The 14053-nt window shown below is 66.8% G+C and carries 9 protein-coding genes; 2 read left to right on the forward strand and 7 right to left on the reverse strand.

Features of this window, described 5'->3' with window-relative positions:
* Nucleotides 1–28: 28 nt before the first annotated feature.
* The 7 genes from mgrA to ACX80V_RS09435 all read right to left on the reverse strand — a co-directional run bounded on the left by mgrA (nt 29) and on the right by ACX80V_RS09435 (nt 12365).
* Nucleotides 29–1066 (reverse strand): L-glyceraldehyde 3-phosphate reductase, encoded by a 1038-nt coding sequence (mgrA, locus tag ACX80V_RS09405; RefSeq protein WP_485842937.1) that lies wholly within the window; start codon nt 1064–1066, stop codon nt 29–31.
* Nucleotides 1067–1116: 50 nt separating this feature from the next.
* The gene (locus ACX80V_RS09410; protein WP_485842938.1) at nt 1117–3765 is read right to left on the reverse strand and encodes a hypothetical protein; all 2649 of its coding nucleotides are present in this window, start codon (nt 3763–3765) and stop codon (nt 1117–1119) included.
* A gap of 128 nt (nt 3766–3893) precedes the next feature.
* Nucleotides 3894–5684 (reverse strand): malto-oligosyltrehalose trehalohydrolase, encoded by a 1791-nt coding sequence (treZ, locus tag ACX80V_RS09415; protein WP_485842939.1) that lies wholly within the window; start codon nt 5682–5684, stop codon nt 3894–3896.
* The gene (treY, locus tag ACX80V_RS09420) at nt 5681–8029 is read right to left on the reverse strand and encodes a malto-oligosyltrehalose synthase (protein ID WP_485842940.1); all 2349 of its coding nucleotides are present in this window, start codon (nt 8027–8029) and stop codon (nt 5681–5683) included. The genes treZ and treY overlap by 4 nt, the downstream gene beginning before the upstream one ends.
* Entirely contained in the window at nt 8026–10290 is a 2265-nt protein-coding gene (glgX, locus tag ACX80V_RS09425) for a glycogen debranching protein GlgX (RefSeq protein ID WP_485842941.1), read from the reverse strand. The genes treY and glgX overlap by 4 nt, the downstream gene beginning before the upstream one ends.
* 76 nt (nt 10291–10366) lie before the next feature.
* Nucleotides 10367–11980 (reverse strand): NAD(P)H-hydrate epimerase, encoded by a 1614-nt coding sequence (locus ACX80V_RS09430; RefSeq protein ID WP_485842942.1) that lies wholly within the window; start codon nt 11978–11980, stop codon nt 10367–10369.
* 37 nt (nt 11981–12017) lie between these two features.
* Nucleotides 12018–12365 carry a holo-ACP synthase gene (locus ACX80V_RS09435; RefSeq protein WP_058931759.1) on the reverse strand — a complete coding sequence of 116 codons (348 nt, stop codon included), beginning with the start codon at nt 12363–12365 and terminating at the stop codon, nt 12018–12020.
* A 136-nt stretch (nt 12366–12501) separates the two neighbouring features.
* On the opposite strand from ACX80V_RS09435, the gene ACX80V_RS09440 reads away from it, so the two are divergent.
* Nucleotides 12502–12729: a helix-turn-helix domain-containing protein gene (locus tag ACX80V_RS09440; protein WP_200950725.1), complete on the forward strand. Its 228-nt coding sequence runs from the start codon at nt 12502–12504 to the stop codon at nt 12727–12729.
* Nucleotides 12722–13987, forward strand: a complete 1266-nt coding sequence (locus tag ACX80V_RS09445) for a type II toxin-antitoxin system HipA family toxin (RefSeq protein WP_485842943.1) — start codon at nt 12722–12724, stop codon at nt 13985–13987. Before ACX80V_RS09440 ends, ACX80V_RS09445 begins: the two co-directional genes overlap by 8 nt.
* The last annotated feature ends 66 nt before the right edge of the window (nt 13988–14053 follow it).

Raw genomic sequence — 14053 nt, forward strand, 5'->3', positions numbered from 1 at the left:
GGCCCCCGTCAGTTGAAGCGTTACGTTGTTACTTCTGCTTCCACAGGTTGATGTCCGACTCGACGGCGAACTCGTCGATGGCATTGACCTCGTCTGCGGCGAAGTCCAGGTTGTTGATGGCGGACAGGGTGTCTTCCAGCTGCCGGACGCTGGAAGCGCCGACTAGTGCGGATGTCACGGAGGAGCCCTTGCCCTGCTCGCGGAGGATCCAGGCGATCGCCATTTGGGCGAGGGTCTGGCCCCGCCCCTCGGCGATCCGGTGGAGCCCGCGGACGCGGTCCAGGTTCTCGGGAGTGATCATGGCTTCGTCCAGTGACTTTTGCTGCGCTGCCCGGGAATCCGCGGGCACACCGTTGAGGTAGCGGCCCGTGAGCATCCCCTGGGCCAGCGGCGAGAAAGCGATGCAGCCGGCGCCCACCTGCTCCAGGGCCTCGTACAGGTTGGGGCTGCCGTTCTCGGTCCAGCGGTTCAGCATGGAGTAGCTCGGCTGGTGGATCAGCAGCGGCGTGCCCAGTTCCTTCAGGATCCGCGCGGCCTCGAGGGTCTGCTCCGGGGTGTAGGACGAGATGCCCGCGTACAGCGCCTTGCCCGAGCGGACTGCGTGTTCCAGCGCGCCCATGGTCTCTTCCATCGGCGTTTCCGGGTCCGGGCGGTGGCTGTAGAAGATGTCCACGTAATCCAGGCCCATGCGCTCCAAGGACTGGTCCAGGCTGGCCAGCAGGTACTTGCGGGAGCCGAAGTTGCCGTAAGGGCCCGGCCACATGTCGTAGCCGGCCTTGCTGGAGATGATGAGTTCGTCGCGGTACGGCTTGAAGTCGTCCTTGAAGTGGCGGCCGAAGTTGGTTTCGGCGGCGCCGTAGGGCGGACCGTAGTTGTTTGCGAGGTCGAAGTGGGTGACGCCCAGATCGAAGGCGCGGCGCAGGATGGCGCGCTGCACTTCGAAGGGCTTGTCGTCGCCGAAGTTGTGCCACAGGCCAAGGGAAATGGCCGGCAGCTTCAGTCCGCTGCGTCCGACGCGGCGGTAGGGCATGGATTCATAGCGGTCTTCCGCGGCTGAATAAGTCATACATACCATCCTGCCATCTGTGACGCGCGCTACAGACCGCAAGGCCCGGGTTACGTCTCCGGGGCCGGCAGGGAATTGACGACGGCGGCAATCGCCGCGTCGTATTGGGGCGCCTGCAGATAGTCGCTGTGGCTTACGACGAGGAACTGGTACGTGAAGGGATCCATCTCCTGCGCGTAGGGGTCTGTCCCGACGTTCTCGGCGCCTCCCGGCCCCTTGTAGAGAACCGGGAAGCCGAGGTAATCGGTCTTGCGGTACAGATTCACCCATCGATTCGGACCGGCCCCGAGGACGTGGCTGAGGTTCACGTCGAACTGAACGGCCGGTTCGCCGGTCACAATGCGCTCATCGTCCGGGCTTCCGGCCGCGGTGAGCTTTGTCCGGCCTACCGGGGCGGTGGCGAGCACGGCCGGACCCAGGAGTTCCGGGAAGAACCGACCGAAATAGGACCTCAGCTGAGTGCCGTAGGTCAGCAGCCCGATCCGGTTGAAAGGCAAGTCCGGCCGCGTTGACTTCAGATGGAACAGGGCGCTGACGGCGATCACCGCGCCAAGGCTGTGCGCCGAGATCGCCACCATGCCGGTTTTGGCAGGGGGCGCGCCGTCCGTGCCATCCAGCCACGCCGCAATCCTGGCGGCAAATTCGGGGACCGCCCGCTCGCCGTAGCTGGGGGGACCGAACGGGTGGGCGGTCTTGGGCATAAAGCACATCAGGTCCCAGAGCAGTGCCAGTGGCCGGGAGTTCGGTTTGGCCGACATCACGGCAAGCGCAACAATGGTGGCGCCCGCCGCAGCGAGACCCAGGACGCCCATGCTTTCGATCAGCCCGTAAAGCCCTGCCACCGGACCGGAATTCCACCAGTCCTTGAAGGTGCCCAGAATCAAGGCTGACAGCAGCCCCAGGAAAATGAGGACGGCCAGCAACGACACCACGGCCTCCGCCCGGTGAGCGAGGGACGCGGTCCGCCGGGCGGCCACCAGTTTGCGGCCGGCCGCTTCCTGCTCCGGCAGGGGCGGATCGGCAGAGTAGGCCGACAGCAACTCCGAGACGGCGGCTTCCTGCGTATTCCAGGTCATCGAACGCACGGCCCGCCACGTGCACAATCCCCAGGCGACGGCGCCCGCGACGATGACTCCCAGCAGCAGCCCGCTGAAGAGCGAAAACACCGACGGCGGCATCAGGACGTCACCGGCCATGGACCCGTAGCGCCACATCCCGTCAGCCGTGGCAGCCCGCCGCTCGAGGTTGCGCTGGAGCACGGTGGCGGCAGCCCCCACAATCGCGCAGCTCAGAATGGTTGCCGCTCCCAGGGCAAGGGTGGAGAAGACCGCCGAGCCCTTGCCCCGCCAGCCGAGAGTCCGTTTGTCGTAGCCCTCCCTTCGGAGCCGGCCCATGGTGAGGACCAGCACCAGCATCACGAACATGAGCCCGGCCGGGGCGGTGCCCAGGCCCAGCATTCGCGTTGCGCCCGGGACCCCGCCGTCGGGAGCACCTGAGAGAACGGCTGCCAGCCCGGCCGCGAGGACACTGATGATGGCTCCGCCGGAAATCCAGCCCATCAATGATGATCCGTCCCGGGACGGCATGTCCGGATTGTCCGGGGACTTCCGGACCGTCTCAATCCCCGCCAGCACCACCGCGCCGGCCGCGACCAGCCACGCGAAGACCATCGCGATGCCAGTCGGGCCCATTCGCCCGGGCGCCACACGAAGGGCGCACTCCGTGAAGAATGTGCCCAGGCTTCCACAGGCAATGCCGTCGATCCGTGTCCAGAACCCGTCCCAGGCGATGATGGCGCCAACCGCGGCAAGCGCCGCCCACACGTGCAGCCACCCGTTGTAGCGGATCTCCTTGCGCGCTTCCCACAGATTCCGGATCATCAGCGTAGGAAGCGCTGCTATTTCCTCGACACTGCTGCCGGCCACCTCCTGGGTACCATCGCCGAGGTTCGGCCGGGGATGGAACCGGGTCCGCGCCAAGTAGGCGGTGGCTGCCAGGGCGGCCACCGACACGATGGGTATCAGGGCAAACATGACGATTCGTTGTCCGCGGGTCCAGCCGGCCAGGCCGTCCAGGAAGGCCGGCAGCGCGGAGCAGACGCGGCGTTCCTGGTCCGGGATGTCGGCGGGAAAACACTGGACCGCGATCAGGTCCATCGAGACCACGGCCGCCGTCACCACAAAGTACAGGGTCAGACCCAGCGCGAAGAGCCTGATCCGTCCCGCTCCGTCGTGCCCGCGAGGCTTGTTGTCCGCGTAGTCGATGTGCGGTTCCGCCTGCCCGGTCACTGGATCGGTAAGCGCCTGCTGCTTAACGGCGGGCAGCGGCCGGCTCCAGTAGGCGGCGTTGGTCAGCCCGAAGGGCATCAGCAGGAACCAGGCCGTCCGGACTGCGGCGTCGGCGACCTTCCCGGCCATTCCTACTCCAGTGAAGCGGGCCAGCCGCCCCCACGAATACGCCTCCACCACCCGGGGGCTGCCACAGTTTGCCGCGGCACCGGCACCTGCACCTGCACCTGCACCGGAGTCCACAACGGCGCCTTCGGCTCCGGCGCCCACCCCCGCTTTGGGCCGGTAAAAGCCCGCGAGCTCGTCACCCCAGGAGAGCTCCACGTCGTCGGGCTTGAGTGACCGCTTCCCCGATCGGAGGAGCTCGTGGGGCGGGGTGTTGCGGATGCCATGGATCCGCAATTCAAGCATGGGCGGAACCTTCGACGCGCTATTCGCTGGGTCACCCATAACGGCCTCCATCGCCCGCACACCACCTAGCCGCCCATCACGGCTGGTCAGTACGCGAATAGTATGCCCGGGTAACTCCAGTGTCTACGTTAACTCGAGGTTACTTCTGCCCCAGTAGTCAGAACCGCCCCACTGTGTGCCGAAAGCAGGAACGCATCCGCGTCCAGCGACGAGTCCTGGTCCGTCGAAAGCAGCACAGTGCCCCGCACACCGTCCAGGCGCACCGGCGAGGCGGAGAAGTTCAGCAGCACCTCCACGGACCCGCGCCGGAACCGCAACCAGCCGGCGTCGTCGTCGAACGTCACGTCCGTTTCCGCGAACCCCAGGCCGGCCAGTTCAGGGTAAGCGCGCCGCAGCGCGGTCAACGAGCGGTAGAGCGAGAGGAGGCGAGCATGGTCACCGTCAGCAGCCTCCACCCAGTTGAGTTTGGACCGCCGGAACGTTTCGGGATCCTGCGGATCAGGGACGACGGCGGGATCCCACCCCATGCGCTCGAACTCGCGGATCCTGCCCTCCGCCGTCGCCTTGCCCAGCTCCGGCTCGGGATGCGAAGTGAAAAACTGCCAGGGCGTGGAGGCCCCGAATTCCTCACCCATAAACAGCATGGGCGTAAACGGCGAGGTCAGCGTCAGCACCGCGGCCACAGCCAGCGGACCGAACGGCAGGGACTGGGACAGCCTGTCCCCGATGGCCCGGTTACCGATCTGGTCGTGGTTCTGGCTGCACACCACCAGGGCCGCGGGGTGGACCAGCGAGGTGTTGATGGGCCGGCCGTGATGGCGTCCGCGGAAGCTGGAATAGCTGCCGTCGTGCAGAAAACCGTCCTTGAGGACCTTGGCCAGGACGCCGAGCGACGCGAAGTCGCCGTAATACCCAGCGGTCTCGCCGCTGACGCTGACGTGCACCGCGTGGTGGAAGTCGTCGCTCCACTGCCCGGCGAGGCCGTAGCCGTTGGCGTCGCGGGGGTAGATCAGCCGCGGATTGTTCAGGTCCGATTCCGCAATGAGCGTCTTGGGAAGCCCGGTCTCCGCCGAAATGACATCGCCCAGCGCGCCGAACTCTTCCAGAAGGTGCACGGCCCGCTCGTCGCGCAGCGCGTGGACGGCATCCAGGCGCAGGCCGTCCACGTGATAGTCGCGAAGCCACAGCGCGGCGTTGTCCAGGATGTATTCACGCACGACGTCGGACCCCGGGCCGTCGAGGTTGACCGAATCGCCCCACGTGTTGGCGTCGCCCTGCTTGAGGTATGGGCCGAATCTGGACAGGTAGTTGCCGCTGGGTCCCAGGTGGTTGTAAACCACATCCTGGATGACTCCCAGCCCGGCGGCGTGGGCGGCGTCCACAAAACGCTGGTAGGCCGAGGGACCGCCGTAGCCTTCGTGGACCGCGAACCACTGGACGCCGTCGTAGCCCCAGTTGTGGGTTCCGTTGAATCCGTTGACCGGCAACAGCTCGACGAAATCGATGCCGAGGTCCGCGAGATAGCCGAGCTTGTCCGCGGCTGCATCGAGTGTTCCCGCGGGCGTGAAGGTTCCCACGTGGAGTTCGTAGATGACCGAGCCGCGCAGTCCCTTCCCCTGCCAGCCGGCGTCCTGCCAGGCGTAGGAGGCGGGATCGTACGTGCGGGACAGCGCGTGGACGCCGTCCGGGAGGCGGCGGGACCGGGGGTCGGGCAACGGGTGGGCGTCGCCGTCGAGCAGGTAGCCGTAATCCACATCTGCGTCAGCCGGCGCTTCCGGCGCGGACCACCAGCCATCTGCGCCGGGGACTCCAGCCACCTGCTTCATTGGGTATTGGTGCCCGTTGGCGAGCAGCGAGACGGCCGAGGCGTCCGGGGCCCAGACATCGAACCGGCCGGAACCGTGGTGCGTCAGGCTCATGCGTTGTCTCCGATCACGGGCGCGAGAAGCGCCACAGGGTATTGCTGGAGGATGCCGGCCACCGGCACCGGGCCGGGGCCGTGCGTCCGTCCCGTGAGTTCGTCCCGCATGGCGGTGGAAAGTTCGACGGCGGTATCCCGCCACCCGCCGGCGCGTTCCAGTCCGACGGGAAGCCGCGTCGCAAGGGTCAACGCACCGGGCGCGCCGCCAGCGCTGTCCGCCCCGCGGTCGAAGGCCACCAGGTGGTCCGCTGCAGCGTGGGAAGCGAGAACGGGCCGGTAGCCCTCGAAGAGTTCGGGCCGATCCCGGCGGAGGCGCAGCGCCCGGGAGGTCAGCAGCAGTTTCGCGGCCTCGTCCCGGAAGTCCGCCGGACTTGTGCCGGCATCCAGTGCGGCAAGGGCGGTTTCGCGGCGCTTGAAGTCAACAGCGCGTCGGTTATCCGGGTCGGCCAGCGAGCGGTCCCGGAATTCGGTGCCCTGGTAGACGTCTGGCACTCCCGGCATGGTCAGCTGGAGCAGCTTCAGGGACAGCGAGTTGGAAGCGGCAAAGGCATCCGTCGTGGCGACGAAGTCTTCGATCACCGTGGTGACCCGGACGTCGTCGAACACTGCGTCCACCGCTGCCTTGACCCGTGATTCGAACTCCTCGTCCGGATCCGTCCAGGTGGTGGAGTTGGCTGCTTCCCGCGCAGCCTTCTCCGCATAGGCCTGCAGCCGTTCCCGCGACGCCGGCCACGCACCGATGACCGCCTGCCACAGCAGGTTCTCGAACGGGCCGTCGGGCACCGGGGCGAGCCCGCGAAGGCTGTCCAGGGTTGCGGCCCACTCGTCCGGCAGCTCGGCGATCACGGAGATCCGTGCCCGGGTGTCCTCGCTGCGTTTGGTGTCGTGCGTGGTCAATGTGGTCATGGACAGCGGCAGGGACTCCTGGCGCTCGGCCATCCGCCGGTGGAATTCGTCCGGGGCGAGCGAGAAGTGGGACGGGTCCGCCCCCACTTCGGTCAGTGTCCCCAGCCGGGTGTAGCGGTAGAAGGCCGTGTCCTCAACGCCCTTGGCCATCACCATGCCGGACGTCTGCTGGAAACGTCGGCCCAGTTCAGTCTCGGGCTTGAGCAGCAGGGGCAGCAGCACGTCCAGCACGTCGGCCAGGTCAGGGCGCTGGCGGGCCGCAGCCGCGCAGGCCTCGCGCAGCACATCCTCACCGGTGGGCAGGTACGTGCGGTACACAGGAAAGGCCGCAATGACCTGGGCCAGGGCATCCGCCGCAACGTCCTCGGACAGACCCAGCGGCAGGCCCGCGTCAGAAGGGACAAGGCGGGCCAGCCGCAGGATCTCGGACCGCAGCATGCCGTCCGCCACGGCGCGCTTGGTCCCCAGAATCATGGCCTCATAGTCCGCAGGCTCGCCGGAGCGCAGCCGTGCATCCAACGCGTCCAACGCAGCCTCGCCGGCCGGGTCCACCAGCAGGCGGTCCAGGTCGGCCAGGGCGTCGTAGCCGGTAGTTCCTTCGCAAACGAATTCCGCCGGCAACTCCTCCCCCGGCTCCAGGATCTTCTCCACCAGGACGTAGGCTCCGCCGCTGAGGTCCTTGAGCCAGCGAAGATACCCGGCAGGATCCGCCAGGCCGTCCGGGTGGTCCACACGCAGCCCGTCAACCAGGGCGTCGTCGAACCAGCGCTTCACCTCGGCATGGGCCTGGTCGAAGACCCAGGGGTCCTCCACCCGGATGCCCGCGAGGGTGTTGACTGCGAAGAACCGACGGTAGTTCAGCTCGCTGTCGGCCCGGCGCCAGGAGACGAGTTCGTAATGCTGCCGGTCATGCACCACCCGCAGGGAGTCGCCGTCGGCGTGTGAACCTGCGGCCAGCGGAAAGCGGTGGCCGTAATAGTGGAGCTCGCCATCTGCAACCTCCAGCACATCAAGGTCGTCATCACTGCCCAGGACGGGGATCCGGATCCGGCCGGCACCAAAGTCCCAGTCGACGTCGAACGCTTCGGCGTAAGGCGAACCGCGCCCTTCCTGCAGCAGCGACCACCACCACGGGTTCTGTGCCGGCGAGGCCACGCCCACATGGTTGGGAACGATGTCTACCAGCACGCCCATGCCGTGCTCCCGCGCGGCTGAAGAGAGTGCCAGCAGGCCTTCCGGGCCACCCCGTTCCGGGTCCACCGACGACGGATCCGTCACGTCATAGCCGTGATCGGAACCGCGTTCCGCCGTCAGGATCGGAGACAGGTAGACCCAATCAACGCCCAGTGACTTAAGGTACGGAACCGTTTCGGCAGCATCAAAAAGCGTGAAGCTGCTGCGGATCTGGAACCGGTAGGTGGACGCCGGAACCTTCACTTCGCGGCGTCCTTCCGCTGCCGGGGCTTCCTTGTCTTCCGGGGCTCAGGCACCGTGGGCGCGGTGGGCGCGGTGGGTGCAGTGGTTTCGGTTGCCGCCGTCTGGGAGAGGGCGGCAAGCGAGGCGGCCACGGAGTGGTCAGGATCCGTTTCCGGGGCGCTGTGGGCGCGGAGCACGACGAGCGACTTGGAGTCCACCTTCAACGTGCTGCCGGCCGCCACGGGCTTGGAATCGGCGCCGTGCCCGGCGGTGTCGATGATGATGTCCCAGGCGGGCGCATATTCGTCGGCGGGCACCTTGAACTTCACTTCCTCAACGTGGGCGTTGAAATAGAGCAGGAAATTGACGTCGGTGATGCGCCGTCCCCGCTCGTCGCTGCCTCGGATGCCGTCGCCGTTCAGGAACACGCCGAAGGAGCGGCCCAGCCCGCTGTCCCAGTCTTCGGGCTGCATGGTGGTTCCGTCCACGTCCAGCCATACGATGTCCGGAAGCCGCTCGCCTTCGCCTCGGCGCACGGGCCTGCCGTCGAAGAATTTGCTGCGGCGGAAGGTGGGGTGCTTGTGCCTGAGCGCATTGACGGCGGCGGTGAACTCCACCAGCGGCCGGTCCACGCTGTCCCAGTTGATCCAGGTCAGTTCGGAGTCCTGGCAGTAGCCGTTGTTGTTGCCCTGCTGGGTGCGGCCCAGCTCGTCACCGTGCAGCAGCATGGGCACACCCTGGGACAGGAGCAGCGAGGCGATGAAGTTCCGCTGCTGCCGGGCGCGCAGCCCCAGGACAGCAGGATCATCCGTGGGGCCTTCCGCCCCGCAGTTCCAGGACCGGTTGTGGGATTCGCCGTCGTTGTTGTCCTCGCCGTTGGCGTCGTTGTGCTTCTCGTTGTAGGAAACCAGGTCCGCCAGCGTGAAGCCGTCATGGGCGGTGACAAAGTTGATCGATGCCACGGGCCGGCGGCCCGAGTGCTCGTACAGGTCGGCGGAGCCGGTGAGGCGGGAGGCGAATTCCCCCAGCGTGGCCGGTTCGCCGCGCCAGAAGTCGCGGACGGTGTCGCGGTACTGGCCGTTCCACTCCGTCCACTGCGGCGGGAAGTTACCCACCTGATAGCCGCCGGGACCCACATCCCAGGGCTCGGCGATCAGCTTGACCTGGGAGACCACAGGATCCTGCTGGATGAGTTCGAAGAAGGTGGACAGCTTGTCCACGTCATAGAACTCGCGGGCAAGCGTGGACGCCAGGTCGAAGCGGAAGCCGTCCACATGCATTTCGGTGACCCAGTACCGCAGGGAATCCATGAGCAGCTGCAGTGAATGCGGCTGGCGGACGTTGAGCGAGTTGCCGGTGCCCGTGTAGTCCATGTAGTGCTTGAGGTCGCCGTCCATCAGCCGGTAGTAAGAGGCGTTGTCGATGCCCTTGAACGACAGGGTGGGGCCGAGATGGTTTCCCTCTGCTGTGTGGTTGTAGACGACGTCCAGGATGACCTCGATGCCGGCCCGGTGCAGCGACCGGACCATGGCCTTGAAATCCTGGACCTGCTGTCCCGTGTCACCGGTGGAGCTGTAGGTGTTGTGCGGGGCGAAGAAGCCGATGGTGTTGTAGCCCCAGTAGTTGTTCAGGCCCTTGTCCTGCAGGATGCCGTCGTTCGTGAACTGGTGCACAGGCATCAGTTCGATGGCCGTGACGCCGAGTTTCTGAAGGTGCGAAATAACGGCCGGGTGTGCCACGCCGGCGTAGGTGCCGCGTTGTTCCTCGGGGATCTCGGGGTGGAGCTGGGTGAGTCCCTTGACGTGGGCCTCGTAGATGACCGACTTGTGGTACGGAATGCGGAGGTTGTGGTCGCCGTCCCAGTCGAAGAACGGGTTAATGACGACGCCCATCATCATGTGCGGGGCCGAATCGGCGTTGTTCTGGGAGTCGGGGTCGCCCATGTTGTACGAGAAAAGCGCGGGATCCCAGTCGATCTGGCCGTGAACAGCCTTCGCGTAGGGGTCTAGGAGCAGCTTGTTCGCGTTGAACCGGTTGCCGGAGTCGGGGTCGTAGGGCCCGTGGACGCGGTAGCCGTATTTCTGGCCCGGCTGGACCTGCGGGAGGTAGCAGTGCCACACGTAGCCGTCCACTTCATCGAGCTTGTACCGCGTTTCCACGCCGTCGTCATCGAAGAGGCACAGCTCCACTTTTTCGGCGCGTTCGCTGAACAGCGCGAAGTTTGTGCCGGTCCCGTTAAAAGTGGCGCCAAGCGGATAAGCCGTTCCGGGCCAGATTTCCATACGTGCTCCTCATCGTCGTTCGACAGCGGGGGCCGTGGAATCACAAACCGCGCCCCTGCCTGTGCAGAACCTATGCCTACGGTAGCGGGTGGGTGTGACTATTACGTTTCTGGCCCGCCTGTTTACTAAGCAGGCTGACTTTACTCCAAACCTCTGGTACGGCGTCCGCAATCCGCCCGGCGCTTAACGGTCCCCCGCCAGCTGCGGCAGCTCCCGCGAGACCGTGGAGGCTGGCCCCGAGTGCGGCAATGGCCGCCCAGCGCTCGTCCGGATCTATGCCCGCATCACGGAAGCGCCCGACGTCGGACCCCAGTTGAGCGAGCAGCGCACCGATGATCCCGGCCAGGACATCGCCGCTTCCGGCGGTGGCGAGCCACGCCGTGCCGTCCGCCTGGCTGTAGAAATCCTGGAAGGGCGAGGCGACCAGGGTGGTGGCACCCTTCAGCAGGACGGTGGCCTCGGTGAGCACGGCGGAATGCCGGGCCGCGCCAAGGGTGGAGGACTCGACGGCGGTACGGTCCGGGGCGGGATCAAAGTCCGGGCTGTCCGGGGACGAGGCGAGCCGCTGGAGGAGGGCCGCCAGCTCGCCGGCGTGCGGCGTGAGAATCACTTGCGGCGCCAGGACCGCAGGCAGGGCAGGCAGCGCCCCGGCGTCGGCGATCACGGGCAGGCCGGATTCCACGGCGTCACGGGCGCGCCGGAGCTGTCCGGTGTCACCGGGTCCCATACCCGAACCCACTAGCCACGCCTGGACGTGCGCCTCCGCGACAGAGCCCATGCTGCACACCACCTCCGGGCAGGACTGCCGCACGAGGTCGGCCACCTCGGGCGGGCCCAGGTAGCGGACCATCCCCGCGCCGGCAGCCAGCGCACCCCGGCAGGCCAGCACGGCGGCGCCCGGATAGTCGGCGGATCCGGCCACGACGCCCAGGACGCCGCGGGAATACTTGTGTGAGCGCCTCCCGGGCTGGGGCAGGAGCCGGGCCAGGTCCACCGGCTCAAACCTGCGCAGCGCCGGCCAGGGCAGCTCGTCTTCGATACCGATAGGCACCACGTGGATGTGGCCGGCGTGATCGGCGCCCGGGTCCGCCAGGAGCCCCACTTTGGCCGCGGCGAAGGTGACGGTCAAGTCCGCGGACAGGACCGGCGCATGGGCTTCCCCGGTGTCGGCGTCGACGCCGCTGGGAATATCGCAGGCCACCGCAATCCCCGGCTCCCCGGCCACCAGCCGCAAATCCGAAAGGCCGCTCACGAGATCGGCTGCAGCTCCGCGAAGGCCGCCGCGGGCGCCCGTCCCCAGGATTGCGTCAATTACGACGTCGGCACCCGCCACGTGTGCGGCCAGTTGGCTGGCGTTCGAGTCGGTGAGGAGGTATACGCGACCACCGGCGCGCTCAAAGGCACCCAGCGCCTCGGCGTGGGCCGTTCCGGCGGTGAGTACCGCCGTCGTACGCATCCCCCTGGCGGCCAGGAACGAGGCGGCGAAGAGGCCATCTCCCCCGTTGTTGCCTTTGCCTGCGAGGACGGCCACGCTGGCGCCGTAAAGCCGCCGGCCCCGTGCCTTCAGCTCGTGCACCACAGCATTGGCTAGCCCATGGGAGGCCCGCTGCATCAGGACAGCGCCCATCCCTGCAGACAGGAACGGCTGTTCGGCCGCCCTGATCTGGGTTCCGGTATAGGCGCTGATCATGGTGTCAGGTCCGTCGGTGGGTTGAGCAGTAAGTGGCTCAGCCTTCGGCCAGAACCGTGGCGGTGGCGATCCCGCCGTCGTGGCTCATGGAGACGTGCCAGCGTTTGACGCCCTTGGAATCGGCCACCGCAAGGACGGTGCCCTTGACCTGGATGGTGGGGCCGTGCTGGTCCAGGCCGATCCAGCAGTCCTGCCAGTTCATGCCGGCCGGCGCGCCGAGAACCTTGGCCACGGCTTCCTTGGCGGCGAACCTCGCGGCGAGCGAGCGGGTGTTCAGCTCACGTTCCGCGGGTACGAACAGCCGGTCCCGGAGCCCCGGGGTCCGCTCAAGCTGGCGGCCGAACCGCTCGATGTCTACAACGTCTACGCCAATGCCAACGATCATGGCGCTATTCTACGGGGACGCTCACCGCCTGCCGTGCACACAGGGCCCCGCCATTACGTTTTCGTAATCACGCTGGTATGATTACGAAAAGGTAATCACCACGAACCTATTACGAATAACTCATCAAGGAGGCCGCGTGCACGGCGTCATGAAGTCAGTAGCCGACCTGGGCCTGATGGTCTACGGCGTCCGGCAGCGCAGCGGGCTCTCCCAGCGCGAGCTTGCCAGCCGGCTCGGCGTCAGCCAGCGGTACCTCTCCGAGCTGGAGACGGGCAAGCCCAAGGTGCTCAACGACCAGTTCTTCGCCGTCATGGAAAAACTCGGAATCGAACTGACGTTCCGGGAAGGCGCCGACCGTGGCTGAAGCGCAGGATGTCCACCTCTACGGCACCGTCATCGGCCGCATGGTCCGCAACGGCCCGACCACAGTAACGTTCGAATCCTCCGACGCCGGGATGGCCCGGTTCGGGATCGGCTCGCGGATCCTGTCCGCCAATCTGCCTCTCGGACCACGCGCCTCGACCCCGGAGGCGGCCACAGCATTCTTTGGTGGACTGCTGCCGGAAGGCTCTGGCAGGTCCAACCTAGCCAAACAGGCGCAGGCCAGCCGCGATGATGTCTTCGCCCTGGTGTCCTATGCCGGCCGCGACGTCGCCGGCGCGATCCGCGTGGGTGGGGACCCCGGGGAACCGGCCGAATCCTATGAGGCATTGACCGATGAACAGATCGCCGACCGGTTGACCCTCATCAACGACTACGCGCTTGGCGCCGTCGGCGGCGGCGGCTCCCTTGCTGGCTACCAGCCCAAGACCACGCTTGCCCTGCTGGACGGGGTGTGGCACGCGGGCATCGACGGCGCCGCATCCACGCACATCATCAAGCCCGTAGCCGCGGGGAACGAGCACGCCCTGCACGCCGAGGCGTACTGCCTGGAGCTTTCGCGGCGGATCGGGCTGAGCACGTTCGCCAGCGATGTGCGAACCTTTGCAGGCCGGTCCGTCCTCGTCCTGGAACGCTACGACCGCCGCGTCTCTGGCCGGAGCGTGGAGCGTATCCACCAAGAGGACGGCGCCCAAGCCCTTGGCCTGGCTTGGGACACGGACAGCAAGTTCGAAGGTGTCAATGCCGCCGCAAACCTGAAGAACCTCGCCGGACTTCTGCGACGACGCCGGGACATCCTCGGCGCCGGGCCCGACGACCGCGAGACGCTGCTCGCGCACACGGCCTTCAACACCGCCATCGGCAACACCGACGCCCACGCCAAGAACTTTTCCACCCTCCGAAGCCCCGACGGTGCCGTCAGGCTGGCGCCGCTCTACGACGTGTCAACGCACGCCCTGGCGCCCAACGGCCAGCTGAACATGTCCCTCCGGATCAACTCCCGCGCCTATCAGCCGTCGTTAACAATGGAGGACCTGGTTGCAGAAGGCGTCTCCTGGGGACTCGATGAACGGCATGCATGGCGCGCAGTCACCGGAACGCTCGAAGAGCTGGCGCACGCCCTCGAACAGGTCGACGGATCGGCCGTCGGGGAAAAAGTCGCACAGTACATCGGCCACGGGACGAGGAATCTTCTGGACGGCAAGGCCGCCGGGATCGGCGGCGCACACCCGCGCAGCTGAAACTCGAGCCTGCGCACCAAGCACGGAAGCCCCGAGTCTAAGGCTCGGGGCTTCCGTTTCGCACGG

This window comes from Pseudarthrobacter arbutini, from assembly GCF_054510915.1.